This window comes from Rhodococcus quanlei (assembly GCF_055231015.1).
The window spans coordinates 1-14,150 of record NZ_JBUYWD010000021.1 but is presented as its reverse complement, the minus strand read 5'-3'; the positions used below and the strand labels follow the sequence as shown (position 1 = coordinate 14,150).

Annotated in this window: 17 protein-coding genes; 7 read left to right on the top strand and 10 right to left on the bottom strand. The window is 65.4% G+C overall.

Going from position 1 to position 14,150, the window contains the following annotated elements; all coding sequences use genetic code 11:
- Positions 1 to 2 precede the first annotated feature (2 nt).
- A complete protein-coding gene (locus ACZI8Q_RS15350; protein ID WP_463374416.1) occupies positions 3 to 1,535 on the top strand; it encodes a sensor histidine kinase in 1,533 nt (510 codons plus the stop codon).
- A gap of 112 nt (positions 1,536 to 1,647) precedes the next feature.
- Here the strand turns inward: ACZI8Q_RS15350 and ACZI8Q_RS15345 are convergent, their stop codons facing one another.
- From ACZI8Q_RS15345 to ACZI8Q_RS15335, 3 genes are all read right to left on the bottom strand, one after another.
- Positions 1,648 to 1,902, bottom strand: coding sequence for a WhiB family transcriptional regulator (locus ACZI8Q_RS15345; protein ID WP_378573355.1), 255 nt, complete (start codon positions 1,900 to 1,902; stop codon positions 1,648 to 1,650).
- Positions 1,903 to 2,129: 227 nt separating this feature from the next.
- Entirely contained in the window at positions 2,130 to 3,086 is a 957-nt protein-coding gene (locus tag ACZI8Q_RS15340) for a diacylglycerol/lipid kinase family protein (protein ID WP_463374415.1), read from the bottom strand.
- Positions 3,087 to 3,097: 11 nt separating this feature from the next.
- The gene (locus ACZI8Q_RS15335; RefSeq protein WP_463374492.1) at positions 3,098 to 3,862 is read right to left on the bottom strand and encodes a helix-turn-helix transcriptional regulator; all 765 of its coding nucleotides are present in this window, start codon (positions 3,860 to 3,862) and stop codon (positions 3,098 to 3,100) included.
- A gap of 248 nt (positions 3,863 to 4,110) precedes the next feature.
- On the opposite strand from ACZI8Q_RS15335, the gene ACZI8Q_RS15330 reads away from it, so the two are divergent.
- Positions 4,111 to 4,341, top strand: coding sequence for a hypothetical protein (locus ACZI8Q_RS15330; RefSeq protein WP_463374414.1), 231 nt, complete (start codon positions 4,111 to 4,113; stop codon positions 4,339 to 4,341).
- 12 nt (positions 4,342 to 4,353) lie between these two features.
- Here ACZI8Q_RS15330 and ACZI8Q_RS15325 read toward each other — a convergent pair whose 3' ends face one another.
- Positions 4,354 to 4,653, bottom strand: coding sequence for an antibiotic biosynthesis monooxygenase family protein (locus ACZI8Q_RS15325; protein ID WP_463374413.1), 300 nt, complete (start codon positions 4,651 to 4,653; stop codon positions 4,354 to 4,356).
- Positions 4,654 to 4,717: 64 nt separating this feature from the next.
- On the opposite strand from ACZI8Q_RS15325, the gene ACZI8Q_RS15320 reads away from it, so the two are divergent.
- A complete protein-coding gene (locus ACZI8Q_RS15320; RefSeq protein WP_463374412.1) occupies positions 4,718 to 5,149 on the top strand; it encodes a hypothetical protein in 432 nt (143 codons plus the stop codon).
- A 6-nt stretch (positions 5,150 to 5,155) separates the two neighbouring features.
- On the opposite strand, the gene ACZI8Q_RS15315 is transcribed toward ACZI8Q_RS15320, so the two are convergent.
- Entirely contained in the window at positions 5,156 to 5,680 is a 525-nt protein-coding gene (locus ACZI8Q_RS15315; RefSeq protein ID WP_463374411.1) for an N-acetyltransferase family protein, read from the bottom strand.
- Between the two features lie 12 nt (positions 5,681 to 5,692).
- Entirely contained in the window at positions 5,693 to 6,319 is a 627-nt protein-coding gene (locus tag ACZI8Q_RS15310) for an acid phosphatase (RefSeq protein WP_463374410.1), read from the bottom strand.
- A gap of 56 nt (positions 6,320 to 6,375) precedes the next feature.
- Here ACZI8Q_RS15310 and ACZI8Q_RS15305 point away from each other — a divergent pair, with 56 nt between their 5' ends.
- A complete protein-coding gene (locus tag ACZI8Q_RS15305; protein ID WP_463374409.1) occupies positions 6,376 to 7,173 on the top strand; it encodes a ParA family protein in 798 nt (265 codons plus the stop codon).
- Here the strand turns inward: ACZI8Q_RS15305 and ACZI8Q_RS15300 are convergent.
- Both ACZI8Q_RS15300 and ACZI8Q_RS15295 read right to left on the bottom strand, forming a co-directional pair.
- Complete coding sequence (locus ACZI8Q_RS15300; RefSeq protein ID WP_463374408.1) at positions 7,145 to 7,975, bottom strand: SDR family oxidoreductase; 831 nt, start codon at positions 7,973 to 7,975, stop codon at positions 7,145 to 7,147. The two genes, ACZI8Q_RS15305 and ACZI8Q_RS15300, sit on opposite strands and share 29 nt — an antisense overlap.
- Positions 7,976 to 7,998: 23 nt before the next feature.
- Positions 7,999 to 8,781, bottom strand: a complete 783-nt coding sequence (locus ACZI8Q_RS15295; RefSeq protein WP_463374407.1) for an NAD(P)H-dependent oxidoreductase — start codon at positions 8,779 to 8,781, stop codon at positions 7,999 to 8,001.
- 108 nt (positions 8,782 to 8,889) lie between these two features.
- Between ACZI8Q_RS15295 and ACZI8Q_RS15290 the strand changes: the two genes are divergently transcribed.
- A complete protein-coding gene (locus ACZI8Q_RS15290; RefSeq protein WP_463374406.1) occupies positions 8,890 to 9,885 on the top strand; it encodes a GlxA family transcriptional regulator in 996 nt (331 codons plus the stop codon).
- Here ACZI8Q_RS15290 and ACZI8Q_RS15285 read toward each other — a convergent pair.
- Both ACZI8Q_RS15285 and ACZI8Q_RS15280 read right to left on the bottom strand, forming a co-directional pair.
- Positions 9,866 to 11,113 (bottom strand): Rv3212 family protein, encoded by a 1,248-nt coding sequence (locus tag ACZI8Q_RS15285; protein WP_463374405.1) that lies wholly within the window; start codon positions 11,111 to 11,113, stop codon positions 9,866 to 9,868. The two genes, ACZI8Q_RS15290 and ACZI8Q_RS15285, sit on opposite strands and share 20 nt — an antisense overlap.
- Positions 11,114 to 11,122: 9 nt before the next feature.
- Entirely contained in the window at positions 11,123 to 12,718 is a 1,596-nt protein-coding gene (locus ACZI8Q_RS15280) for a DEAD/DEAH box helicase (protein WP_463374404.1), read from the bottom strand.
- A gap of 318 nt (positions 12,719 to 13,036) precedes the next feature.
- On the opposite strand from ACZI8Q_RS15280, the gene ACZI8Q_RS15275 reads away from it, so the two are divergent.
- Together ACZI8Q_RS15275 and ACZI8Q_RS15270 are read left to right on the top strand one after the other, a co-directional pair.
- Positions 13,037 to 13,717 (top strand): ferritin-like fold-containing protein, encoded by a 681-nt coding sequence (locus ACZI8Q_RS15275; RefSeq protein WP_463374403.1) that lies wholly within the window; start codon positions 13,037 to 13,039, stop codon positions 13,715 to 13,717.
- Positions 13,718 to 13,829: 112 nt separating this feature from the next.
- The gene (locus tag ACZI8Q_RS15270; protein WP_463374402.1) at positions 13,830 to 14,060 is read left to right on the top strand and encodes a DUF3107 domain-containing protein; all 231 of its coding nucleotides are present in this window, start codon (positions 13,830 to 13,832) and stop codon (positions 14,058 to 14,060) included.
- Positions 14,061 to 14,150: the final 90 nt, after the last annotated feature.

Below are 14,150 nucleotides of genomic sequence, written 5' to 3'. Positions count from 1 at the left end.
TCGTGTCGACTCTCAGTGATCTGCTCGCCGAGCACACGAACCTGCCGGGTTCTGCGGTGGACCACCTTCAGCGAGTGGTCGGTGAATGGCAGCTTCTCGCCGACCTGTCGTTCGCCGACGTGCTGCTGTGGGTCGGTACCGATTCGGGAATCGGCGGCGTCGGCTCGGTGATCTGTGTCGCTCATTGCCGACCCACGACGGCGTCGACGGCCTTCCCCGAGGACATGGTCGGCACCGTGGTGTCGGAGTCCGAGCACCCCCAGGTGCTGCGGGCGTTGGAGGACGGACGCATCGTCCGCGCGTCCGGCGAGAACGGCTACACGCGCACGAGCGAACACACCGGCCTTCCGCCGCGTGGTGAAGCCGTCCCGGTGCGCTGGGGAGGCGATGTGATTGCCGTTCTGAGCCGGGATACCAACTCGAGTCACCAACGCGCTCAGAGCCCTCTCGAGGTCGCGTATCTCGACTGCGCGGACGACTTGTGCCAGATGATCACGGACGGCACCTTCCCGATCCGGGAGGCGCGAGCGGACACCAATTCGAGTCCACGGGCGGGCGATGGTTTCATCCGTCTCGATATCGACGGAAACGTCGTCTACGCGAGCCCCAACGCGTTGTCGGCCTACCACCGGATGGGGCTCAATTCCGATCTGATCGGACAGAATCTGGCGGCGACGACGCGCGCATTGGTCACGGACCCGTTCGAGTCGCAAGACGCCGCCGGATACATCAGCGACACCCTCGACGACAAACCCGGCCGACGCATGGAGATCGAGGCCAGGGGGGCTACCGTTCTGTTGCGTGCTCTGGTGCTCAAGCCCGGCGGAACCAGGGTGGGTGCTGCGGTGGTGATACGTGACGTCACCGAGGTGAAACGCAGGGACCGGGCTTTGCTGAGCAAGGATGCGACCATCCGTGAAATCCACCATCGGGTGAAGAACAATCTGCAGACGGTGGCTGCGTTGCTGCGGTTGCAGGCCCGTCGAACTCAGAACGGCGAAGCGCAGCAGGCGCTCACCGAATCGGTTCGCCGGGTGACGTCCATCGCGCTCGTGCACGACACGTTGTCGATGTCGGTGGACGAGGAGGTGAACCTCGACGACGTGGTCGATCGGTTGGTGCCCATCCTGTCCGATGTCGCGACGGTGGCCACCCCGGTCGCCGTGGAGCGCGTGGGCAGTCTGGGGGTGTTCAGCGCGGAACGTGCCACACCGATGGTGATGGTGATGAACGAACTGATTCAGAACGCGATCGAGCACGCATTCGATCCGGGTGTTGCCGGGCATGTCACCATTCGCGCCGAACGATCCGCCCGCTGGCTGGACGTCGTGGTGCACGACGACGGCAACGGGTTGCCGCCCGGTTTCGATCTGGAGAGTTCGGATCGGCTGGGGTTGCAGATCGTCCGCACCTTGGTGGCCGCCGAACTGGGAGGATCGCTCACGCTCCGCAATGGCCCGGACGGCGGTACGGACGCCGCGTTGCGGGTTCCACACGGACGGCGAGGACAGAGCGGCGAACGTCGAAGGTCCTAGATCGTCGAAGATCTTGGGTCGTAGAAGGTCCTGGGTCGGAGGCGCCGAATGCCGTCGGTCAGCAAAAGGCCCGGCACCATGTGGTGCCGGGCCGACCTCATGTTCTGACGTGTCAGACGGTGGTGCGTGCCCGCGTGCGGGCGTTACGGCGCTTGAGTGCGCGACGCTCGTCTTCGCTCATGCCGCCCCACACGCCCGCGTCCTGGCCCGATTCGAGTGCCCATGCGAGGCAATCGGCGGTCACCGGGCAGCGGTTGCAGACAACCTTGGCATCCGCGATCTGAGCGAGAGCCGGACCACTGTTGCCCACGGGGAAGAACAATTCGGGGTCTTCGTCACGACAGATTGCGTTGTGGCGCCAGTCCATCCTTCTGCTCCTTAACTGGGTGCGAATTCGCACCGTTTCGTTTGATTCGAGTTCAGCTGCGCGTACTTGGTGTTTCCGCGTTGTTGCTTGTGAATGCTTTCACGAACTGGCGCGATGTCAATAGAAACCGGCCGTTCCGTGGGGAGGCTCACGTAGTTAGGTTTGCCTTTGTGTGGCGTTCCAGTATAGGATTCGAGGGTTGTCTGACCTGCCCGAATCATCCCAGTTTACGGCCTCGGCGGCGCCACGACATCCACAACGTCCGGTACGGCCACGAACTCGGCCTCGGTGCGCAATCCGATGTAGTCCCCGTCCATCTGAAGCCCGATGGGTTCCGATGCTGTGATGCGCACGCGCGGCACGTCGTCGACCCGGAAAAGATGCCTCGAAGCCGGCTTGGCGCCCCGCGTCAACAACTGCCGGACCACGCGCATCGTCGCGAAGAACGACGTCGTTTTCATGGCGAACACCCCGAGCCCGGTGTCGTACGAAGTTCCCGGATTGGTGTGCACCTCGCGCTTGTTCAGGTACGTCCACGGGCTGGCGTTGGAGACGAACGAGAAGTGCACGCCCTCGACTGAATCTTGCCCGGGTATCTCCACGGTCAGCGTGGGATCGGCGGACTTGCGCTGGAAGTAGCTGTGGATCGCCGATCGCACGTACCGGGAGGGGCTGGCAGGGCTTCCGTCCGTGCGGTGGGCGTCCACCGCCTCGCAGACCTGTGCGTCCCAGCCCATGCCGGCATTGAAGGTGAACCAGCGGTTGTCGCAGTGCGCGAGCCCGATTCTGCGTTTGCGCCGGAACGTCAGCAGGTCGATCAGTTGGTTGGTCGCGTCCACAGGGTCGGGTGCGAGGCCGAGCGAGCGGGCGAAAACATTCGCGGAGCCGCCCGGAACGACGGCGATCGGCGGGATCGGCCCGACGGTCACCGCCTGCATGCTGTCCGGATCGGGTGAGCCGAGAAGACCATTGACGACCTCGTTGACGGTGCCGTCGCCACCGTGCACGATGACCAGTCCCATGCCCTCTTCGCGTGCTCGTTTCGCCAGCTCCGCGGCATGCCCACGATGAGTTGTGTGCTCGACGGTCAGGCGTACCCGGCTCGACAGCGCGTGCGCGAGTAGGTCGCGCCCGGCGGGGGTCGTCGACGTGGCGTTCGGATTGACGATCAGCAGTGCACGCACAGGGCATGAGCCTAGCGGTCGGGGTCCGTGTAGACGGAGATGCGTAGTTCACCGTCGGGCAGGTGCAGGGTTTCGAAATCGTAGGTGACGACGCCGAGGACTGGATGATCGAACGTTTTCGTGGTGTGCCTGCGTGGCCCGACCTCATGGTTTGCCCAAAGTCGGCGAAATGTTGCGTCGGCAACCTCGAGTTCGGCGACGAGTTCGAGCAGATGCGGGTCGGTGGGGTATCGCTCGTTCATCGTCCGCAGTTGAGCGACGCTGGCCCGAGCAGTGGTCTCCCAGTCGACGAACAGGTCTCGGGCGAGCGGGTACGTGAAGATGTAACGGACCGTGTTCCGTCGATCCGGCGGCCACGATCCGATGCCGTGGAACAGGGCCATGCCCTCCGGATTGGCCGCGACCATGTCGCCGACTCGATTGAGCGCGTACGCCGGTGACGGTCTCAGCTGGGTCAGCAGGGCGTTGATGCTCCGCCGCACTGCTGTGACGGGGGCCGGTGCCGCGGCGACGGGAGGGTCGGCGGTGAGGGTCGCGAGGTGTCGCAGGTGCCGCCTGTCGTCGGCGGTCAGGCGCAGCGCGCGGGCCAGGCTGTCGAGAACCGCACGACCCGGCCGACGTTCGCGGCCCTGCTCGAGGCGGGTGTAGTAGTCGAAGCTCACACCCGCGAGGTGGCGAGCTCCTCTCTCCGCAGTCCAGGAGTCCGACGCAGGCCCAGCCCTGCGGGTAGACCGACGTCGGCCGGCCGGACCGTTGCCCGGCGAGAGCGGAGAAATTCGCCCAGTGGGCCGGAAGTGTTCACGCGTTCGATCCTTTCAACACTCCGGTGAGTGTTCCTGGTTGCGTCACTGCCAGGAACGGCTCTGCCTTCACGGCTCGGCCTCGACGCTCGAGAGTGGGTTGTGCATCCGGCAACGACAACCTGGAGGTTTCAGTGCAGACAGATCCAGTACAGACAGATCCAAGGGCGGCGACAAGTGCCCCGACAACTCCAAGCGCCCCGATTACTTCAAGTACACCGACAGTGCCGATCACGTCGCCGTCACATCCGCCGCGCCGGTGGAAGGTGTGGTTGCTGACCGTGTGTGGCATCTACCCGGTGCTGACCGTGCTGGTGGCTGGGTCGGCCCCGGTCATGGAGGGTCTGCCCCAACCGGTCCGGTTGGCGGTGATCGTGCCACTGGCGGTCGCATCCATGGTGTGGTTCGTCACCCCAGCTCTGAATCGGCGGTTCCACCGATGGCTGAGCAGGTGACGGGGTGACAGATCACTGCTGGGTAAGAACGGGCGCGTAGTGCTCGACGACGGGAAACGGGTCGTAGAAGTGGTGAAGCAGAGCACGCCAGCGCTCGTACTCGGCCGAGCCGCGAAAACCTACGGTGTGGTCTTCGAGTCGCTCCCACTCCACGAGCAGCAGGTAGACGTTCGGCCGCTCCATGCATCGCGACAGGTGTAACCGGCCGAAGCCCGGCATTCCGGCGATGATGGACTCGGCCTCGGCGAACGCCGACTCGAACTCGGTCTCGCGCCCCGGTCGCACCGACAATTGCGCATGCTCGACTATCACGCACCCATCATCGCGCAGCGTTCCTCCGGGCGGCGGGTCCGGGCCGGTGCTCTAGGCTGGTCGGGTGTCCGCACCATCAGTAAGCCACGCCCCGCCCCGCACCGTTCGATGCGCCGGTGCGTTGGTGACACTCGAAGGCCTGGTCGCTGTGGGTGTGGCCGTCGCTCTCGTGATTCGGGGTCTGCTCGGGCACAAGGAGACCTTTATCAGCGGTTACGGCACCGCAGCCTGGTTCGCAATTCTGGGTGGCGCTGTTCTCGCGGCTGGAATCGCGTTGTTGCTCGGTAGGAGGTGGGGACGCGCCATCGCCATCGTCGCGCAATTGCTGCTGCTTCCGGTGGCATGGGCGTTGCTGACCGACTCGCACCAGTTGCTCTTCGGGGTGCTCCTCGGGGTGGTCGTGGTCGGGGCACTCGGCTGCTTGTTCAGTGGGCCCACATCACGGTGGATGGAAGCCCAATACGGCGAGGAGTCCGAGGCGACGGACGAGCCCTGAGCGGTGTCAGTCGACCTCCGAGGCCAGGGTCTCGAGGGGCGTTCCGGCCAACCGGTACGTCGTCCACTCGTTCTGAGGTTTCGCGTCGAGGGATTCGTAGAACTCGATGGACGGTGTGTTCCAGTTGGCGACAGACCAGGACAGTCGGGTGTAGCCCTGGCGCACGCATTCGTGGGCGAGCGTCGCGAGGAGAGCCTTGCCGTGCCCCGATCCACGTTCGGTCGGTCGCACATAGAGGTCTTCGAGGTAGATCCCATGACTGCCGTCCCAGGTGGAGTAGTTGAGGAACCATACTGCGATCCCGACCACTTCGCCCGATTCGTTGCACGCCACGTGTGCGAATGCCGACGGATTCAGGGCGAACAGTGCCTCACGGATCTGCGCCTCGGTGACGGTGCACTCGTCGGCGGCTCGTTGATGGGTGGCGAGGAGGTGGATCAGCTCGGTGATATCGGCGGCGTCGCCGGGCTCGGCTCGTCGGATCGCTGCACCTCGAACACCTGACCCCTGGACACCTGCACTGCGATTCATACCGCACCTTCCTCAACCGGCGATGTTGTGACTGATCAGTTGCGCGGTGCCGCGCTCGAAACCGAGGACCGACAGCCCTGCGGCAGTCAATGCAAACCTACGGCCCTCCCGCACCGGAAGCTCGAGCCATCGGGAAACGAGTGCGCGGGAAAAATGGCCGTGCCCGACGAGAACGACGTCCCGGTCGGCCAGTTGCGACCGTGCGACGGACAGCACGAGGTCGCATCGGTGGTGGACGGCTTCGGCGGATTCTCCGCCGGGGCACGGGTGCGTCCACACCGTCCAGTCCGGGACGGATTCACGGATTTCGGGGGTGGTGAGTCCTTCGTAGGTGCCGTAGTCCCATTCGGCCAGAGCATCCCACGTACGGGTCACCCGCAGCCCCGCCAGGCCGGCGGTGCGGTGAGCCCGCAACAGGGGGCTGGACACGACGAGCGGCGTGCGAAGGCCGAGTGCAGCAATCGTGGGTGCGACACGCCGTGCTTGGTCCGTGCCGAGTTCGGTGAGCGGAATGTCGGTGCATCCGGTGTGTTTTCCCAGCTCCGACCATTCGGTCTGGCCGTGACGCAGCAACACGATGCGCGGATTCCGTTCGGATCGCGCGGCAACTGTGGCAACGGGTACTTCGGAAGCACTCATCGAACTATCATTGCAGCGACCACGCGGACACCGGGCGTTAAGTGAGGATCGATTACGTGACAACCATTCTTGCAGTGGCCAATCAGAAGGGTGGGGTCGCCAAGACCACCACCGTGGCGTCGTTGGGGGCGGCATTGGTCTCGCTGGGGCAGCGAGTCCTGGTGGTCGATCTCGACCCACAAGGTTGCCTGACGTTCTCGCTGGGTCACAATCCCGATCGACTGGACGTCTCCGTCCACGACGTCCTGACTGGGGACACGGCGGCGGAGAAGGTCGTCATCGACACGGACGACGGGGTGCGTCTTCTGCCGGCCACCATCGACCTGGCGGGGGCGGAAGCGATGCTTCTGATGCGGCCCGGCCGCGAATTCGCGCTCAAGCGTGCCCTCGCCCCGCTCCACGACGAATACGACACCATCCTCATCGACTGCCCGCCGTCGCTGGGTGTGCTGACGCTGAACGGTCTCACCGCAGCCCAGTCGGTTCTCGTTCCGCTGCAATGCGAAATGCTGGCGCATCGCGGTGTCGGACAACTGCTGCGCACAGTGAGCGAGGTGCAGCAGATCACCAACCCCGATCTCGTACTGCTGGGGGCGCTTCCCACGCTGTACGACTCGCGCACCACGCACAGCCGAGACGTCCTGTCCGACGTCTCGGACCGCTACGACCTTCCGGTTCTGGCGCCGCCGATCCCGCGGACAGTGCGGTTCGCGGAGGCCACGGCGTCAGGCGCAACTGTGCTCTCCGGCCGAAAGAACAAGGGCGCACAGGCCTATCGTGATCTGGCCGAGAATCTGGCCAAGCATTGGTCGGGATCCGAGTTGATCACTTTCGCGGTGGGAAGTGCCGGCTGAGCTCCTCCTGAGTGGGATGCCACGGCGCCGGCCAGTCGGCCTGGCGCAATTGTGCGTCGGTCCCACCGTCGGCGAACACCACGCTGCCGCACATCAGGGTCGAACCAGGTCCGAGTAGGAATTCGGCCAATGCGGCAATCTCGTCGGGCAGGCCACGACGACCGAGCGGTACGGGATAGAACTCCAGCGCCTTGGCGAGTTCGGGGTCGAGGTCGTCCCCGCCGGTCATCGGGGTATCGATCATCCCGGGGGCGATGGCGTTGAGGCGAATACCGCGTTCGATCCAGTCGGGCCGAATCGCCTCACGGCGAATCCATCGGGCGAGTGCGAGTTTCGTGGCCGGATAGGTCGGGATCGCGGTGAGCTCGTCGGCCCGTCGAACGGCGTCGGCCTCGTTGCCTGCAAGGCAGTCGGCGACGAGTTCCTCGGGGATGCCGGGCTGGGTGGTGGTGCTGCTCGACGAGACGACAACCACCGATGCGGACCCCGTGGCCTCGAGTGCGGTACGGATTCCCGCGGCGAATCCGACCGTTCCGAAGTAATTGACGGCTGCCAGTTTTCCACCGGAGTGGCCGGCCAGTGGTCCCAGCCCGGCGCAGCAGATCGCTCCGTCGAGCCGGTTACCGGCGAGTTCGGTCGTTGCCGCGGCGGCGTCATTGCGTCCGGCCGGGGTGGACAGGTCCGCGACGACGTCGGCGTCGTGGATGTCGACGCCGATCACGGTGTGGCCTGCGGCCAGGAGGCGTTTGCGGGTTGCCGCGCCGATTCCGGAGGCGGCACCGGTGATCGCATAGGTAGGCATTCATGGATTAGAACACGTTTCAGTCAGCGTGAGTGCGCACGCACCCCGCTGGTGCCGGGCGACCGATCCGGCAGGAGTACGAAATTCTCGTCGTAGTCGGCGTCCTGCGAATAGAACGGAATCGGATCCCGGTCGAACAGACCGCGCACATGCTCCGACAATCGGGCGGCGACGTCGTGGTAGTCGTCGGGCGTGAGGCGATCGGCACTGTCCACCAGAAACGGTTCCACCACGGACATTCCCGTGTACCAGAAGATGCCGTGCTGGATCGGGAACAGAAGCTCGTCCATCCGGCCGTTGATTCCTCGCGGGCCGACAGTGTGTGCGCTGCCGCCGAAGCTGACCACGATCGTGGCCCGCTTACCTGCGAGAAGTCCGTCGCCGTAACGTCGTGTCGAACCGACTCGCTGACCCGTCTCGACGGCGTTTCGGTGCACCCCGTAGCCGTAGCCTTGCACGAGAATGCGATCGAACCAGCCTTTGAGGATCGCGGGCATCCCGAACCACCACAAGGGGAACTGGACGACGAGGGCGTCTGCCCAGTCGATTTTGCGGTGCTCTTGGCGGATGTCGGCAGCAAGGGTTCCGTCGTCGAGTGCTCGCCGGGATCGCTTGCCCACGAGAAGGCGGCGACGCCCGTCGTGTCCGAAGTCGTCCCCGGTGACCACCGGGTTCCAGTTCATCCGGTACAGGTCTGAATGCCGTACCTCGTGTCCCGCCGCCTCGAGCGCCGCTATGCCGTCGGCGGCCAGATGCTGAGTCAGCGAGTGGGGTTCGGGATGGGCGGTTACCCAGAGGATCTTCATCGCCTCTTCCTTCGTCGCTCGGTGCGTCGTCTGTTTGCTGGTCCATCGTGTCGATGTCTCGGCGCACAGAACAGTGGCCGGACAGACATAGTGTGAAAGAATCCGGCCATGACCGAGAAGCGAGCCCATCGTGTGGCCGTCTTCGTCCGCGACGGAGTGCTTCCCATCGAACTCGGAATCGTGCACCGCATCTTCGGTGAAGCGCGTTCGGCGGAAGGGCAGCCGTTGTACGAGGTCCGCACGTGTGCGCTCGCAGCGGGCTCCGTGCACACGGATACGGACGTGATGTTGACTGTGGCGCACGGGGCCGAACTGCTAGGTATTGCCGATACGGTCGTGGTACCCGCCTCCAACGCCGATTACGACCCTCCAGGCGACGGCGCTCTTGCGACCGGTCCGGCCGAGGTGCTGGCCCGAGTCGAGCCGGGCACCCGTATCGCCTCCATCTGTACGGGCTCGTTCGTGCTTGCCGCTGCCGGGTTGCTCGAGGGCCGCACTGCCACCACTCATTGGAAGTCGGCCGAGGCATTTCGGCGTCTCTATCCGAATGTGCGTCTCGATCCGAGCGTGCTCTACACGCACGACGGGAACATTCTGACGGCGGCCGGTGTAGCAGCGGGAATCGATCTGTGCCTGCACATGGTGCGTGTCGATCACGGCGCCTCGGTTGCGAACGCAGTCGCGCGGGCGACGGTGGTCCCACCGCATCGCACGGGCGGCCAGGCGCAATTCATCACCCAGCCGATCCCGGAGCGCACGGGTTCGTCCACCGCCGCCGCCCGTGCGTGGGCGCTGGCGCACCTCGATCAGCCGGTGTCGCTCGGTGAACTGGCAGCACACGAACACATGAGCGTCCGCACCTTCACCCGTAGGTTCCGGGACGAGACGGGGACGTCGCCGCAGCGGTGGCTGACCGAACAGCGAATCAATCGTTCACGTGAGCTGCTCGAGACCACGGAACTTCCGATCGACGATGTCGCCGCCGAATCAGGGTTCGGCACCGCGACCGCGCTGCGTCAGAACTTCGTACGGGCGGTCGGTGTGTCACCGTCCCGGTACCGAGCGACGTTCCGCCGGCAATGTGTCAGCTGGGGCGAGAAGTGAGTGCCACGACGGTGTCCCCGCGCTGCTCGAGAATCACGCCCCCGAGCACTGCGGTCGTGATCGGCCCCTCGTAGTTGCCACGATCGAATTCGATGACGCGGTGCGGTCGTCCGGTGGCCAGGTCGAGGACGGCGATTCCGGACTTCACCGGGACGAGCAGGTTGTTGCCCATCGCCGCGCCGGGACCCAGTGCGCCGACGAACGCCCACTGTGGTTGCAGGCTGTGATGGTCCAGTTTCAGGACTTCGGTGCCCGTCCACCAGGTGATCGTGGGCCCGATCGCATCGTTCGACCCCGTGGTGGCGGCCAGCACGTTCGGGCCGACCGGCCGGGGGAGCGGATAGATCGACAACTGTTTCCCGTCGCCGCCATAGATACCGATCCGGTCGCCCGAGGTCGCTCCTGCAGGCAGATAGACCGCGGTGTTGTCGCCGCTCACCGCGATGATGCGGGCACCCTCCGCGTCGAGATCGAGTTCCGCTAGTACCGACGAGCCGAACTCTTCCGGTTCCCGGCCGTCCTCGGGCGCTGGGTCGAGGATCGTCAACCGGGCCGCCTGCTCGCCCGGACAACGCTCCAGGACAGCGGCCCGCGAGTCACTGGCACCGGAGTCGAGAAGTCGACACCCGCTGCGTGGCTGGCTGTCCGGGTTGACCTGAGCGTCCACCCGGCCGTACTCGAGGGTGCGAACGAGATCGGAACGCCACAACTCCATGCGCCGATCACCGCGGGACGAGACGTAGGTGCCTTCGTCGGTCACCGTGACGTCCGGGTCGGCGTCACTGTTGCGAGCAGCATCTCGGACACCCGTGCCGCCGCGGAGCTTGGTGGCCTGCGAGCAGCCACGGTCGTCGCGGTACACGGCCACCACGTCGTCGAAGGCGCCGACGACACCACACAGCGCGAGGTCGCGTTCGTATCGCCACAGTTCGTCCCCGTTCCGGCGGTCACGGCCCACCACTGTGCCGCCATCGGCGGTCACGACCACCGAAGCGGCGGCCGTCACAGGGGTGCTGGTGGCGGCACTCGGGGCTTCCCAGGCCTGGGCCAACGTTTCGGGTGGGGCCGAAACGGACGCGGCCTGCTCGGGCACCTGCTCGGCCGTCACCGAGGTGGTGCCGCGAGCGTCGCTGAACAACCAGACGATGGTCGCTGCCACGAGCAGAAGCACCGCGATGGCGGCCGCGACGATCAGATCGACGCGGGTACGCCGTTCGGGTGGGAGCACTGTGGCAGATTACTCCGATGCAGTGGAACCGGCCGCGGGGGTGCCGGCGGCCTTTGCCGGGCGACGGCGACGGCGACGACGCGGCTTGGACGCACCCTCGCTTCCGGAGGCGCCCGCTGCCGAATGGTCGCCGGGGGTCGTCTGTGCTGCGGGCTGCTCGTTGTTTGCGGACGTCGGCTTGCCGCCACGGGTGCGGCGACGGTTCCGGGTTCGGGCAGGCCGCTTGGACGTGCGCTCGGAGCTGCCTGCGTTCTCGTCGTCGCGCTTCTGAGCAGGCTTCTTCTTGATCGAACCCTTGGCGTCGGTCGGGATCGACAGTTCCTCGTACAGGTGCGGGGAACTCGAGTACGTCTCGGCCGGGTCCGGGATGTTCAGCCCGAGTGCCTTGTCGATCAGCTGCCAGCGGGGGATGTCGTCCCAGTCCACGAGGGTGACAGCTGTACCGGTGCGGCCGGCGCGGCCGGTACGGCCGATGCGGTGCACGTACGTCTTCTCGTCCTCGGGGCACTGGTAGTTGATGACGTGGGTGACATCGTCGATGTCGATGCCGCGAGCAGCGACATCGGTCGCTACCAGGACGTCGACCTTACCGTTACGAAACGACTTGAGCGCCTTTTCGCGGGCGATCTGACCGAGATCGCCGTGGACGGAGCCCACCGCGAACCCGCGCTCGGAGAGGTCGTCCGCCACCTTCTGCGCGGTCCGCTTCGTGCGGGTGAAGATCATGGTGGCGCCGCGACCCTCGGCCTGGAGTACGCGGGCGACCATCTCGGCCTTGTCGAGCGCGTGGGCGCGGTAGATGTGCTGGCTGGTCCGCTCGTGGACGGCGGACGATTCCGCCTCCTCCGCCCTGATGTGGGTGGGCTGCGTGAGGAACGTGCGGGCGAGAGTGATGATCGGTCCGGGCATGGTGGCCGAGAAGAGCATGGTCTGTCTCTTCTCTGGGACCATCCCGAGGATGCGCTCGATGTCGGGGAGGAACCCGAGGTCGAGCATCTCGTCGGCCTCGTCGAGCACGAGGACGCCGACCTTGCCGAGGATCAGGTGACCCTGCTTCGCGAGGTCGAGTAGGCGACCCGGGGTGCCCACGATCACGTCGGCACCCTTCTGCAGGGTCTCGATCTGGGCTTCGTAGGGGCGTCCGCCGTAGATCGCGAGGACTTCGAGCTTGTCCTTTTCGCCCTTCAGGTATTTCGAGGCGTTCTCCAGATCCTTGGTGACCTGGACACACAGTTCGCGGGTGGGAACGATGACGAGCGCGCGCGGAGTTCCGTCCAGCGCAGCGGTGCCTGTCGTCCCTGTGGAGATTCGGTGCAGCAACGGAACGCCGAACCCGAACGTCTTGCCCATACCTGTGCGGGCCTGGCCGATGAGGTCGTCGCCGGCGAGGGCGAGGGGCAGCGTCAGTTCTTGAATCGCGAAGGTGCGTTCGATGCCGATTTCGCCGAGGGCCCGGACGATCTCGTCTCGGACGCCGAGTTCGGCGAATGTGGGGGCGACGTGGGACTTGTCGAGAGTCGCCGACAAAGTGGTCTCGGTTGCGTCGTCTTCATGGTCGACGGTGATCTTGCTCAGGGGACTAGCCTTCCTCGTAGCTGCACGCACGCACGAGGTGAGGGCCAGGCCGAACGTTCGGCCCGTTTCCCAGTCGACGTCTTGCCGACGTCCTCTTCGGCCGGTTCCTGCCTCCGCCTCAGCGCGGAAATCGGATGATCTCGGCGAAGCGGTGGGAACGGACGATCAGGTGCGCGCACATTGTCTCGGAGCCGCTGACGAACAAAGTGGTTCGTTCGAAATGTGTGTCCGTCCGAAGAGTGCACAGGACGGCGATCGTGCGGCTTCCACAGTCATTGTAGCCGGATGGCCCTGTGGTGACCCCCGAGCATGGCAAACGTCACCGGCCGCGCACTACGCTCTGAGCTCATGGGAGCTGATACGTCCGCATCGTCGACATCCACTGTTTCGCCCAGCCACCCGGGGGTGGGAGAGCTGTTCGCCGTACTCGCCTACGGCGAGATCTCGGCGTTCTATCGTCTGGCAGACGACGCGCGAATGGCGCGCAATTTGGAAGGAAAAGTGGCACTGGCCAGCATGGCAGCCGCGGAGATGAACCACTTCGAGGTGCTCGAGCAGGCGCTGACCGATCGTGGGTTCCATATCTACGAGTCCATGGATCCGTTCGTGCGGGCCCTTGACGATTATCACGCGTCGACCAATCCGTCGACGTGGTTGGAAGCGCTCGTCAAGGCATACGTCGGTGACGGCATCGCTGCCGACTTCTATCGCGAGATCGGTCATTCGCTGCCACCGGAGGTGTCCGAGACGGTGGAAGAGGTCCTGGCCGACACCGGGCATTCCGAGTTCGTCGTCCACGAGGTTCGTCAGGCCATCGAGGCCAGCAAGCGCGACAAGGATCGACTCATGTTGTGGGGGCGCCGGTTGCTCGGCGAGGCGATCACCCAGGCGCAGTACGTGCTCGCGCAACGTGACGCGCTGACCGATCTCGTCATCACCGCATCCGGGGATCTCAACGGTGTCGTCGTGTTGTTCGATCGGATGCAGGAGATGCACGCGGAGCGAATGACCGTTCTCGGTCTCGTATGACCGATAGGCGCTTGTTCGCTCTCGGCACAGGCGTGCTGACCGCCGGAGCGCGGGCGGCTGCATTAGCCTGGCCTGGACAGCTGATAGTTCTCGGAGAGTTCGGAGGTTGACCGTGGAGGTCAAGATCGGCGTAATCGACAGCCCGCGGGAGCTGGTCGTCAGCAGCGATCAGACGGCGGACGAGGTCGAATCCCTCGTGTCGGGCGCACTGAGTGGAAAGGCCGACATCCTGACGTTGGCCGACGAGAAGGGCCGCAAGTATCTCGTGCAGGCATCGAAGATCGCCTACGTCGAGATCGGTCCGACCGACCCACGCAAGGTCGGGTTCGCTCCGTCCGCCTGAGAGCAGCCAAACAGTGGAGGGGCCCGCCGTCGACTGCGGGCCCCACCACAGTGTTGGGGCTGGGTGTTTATGCGCGGGGTGCAGGGGGAC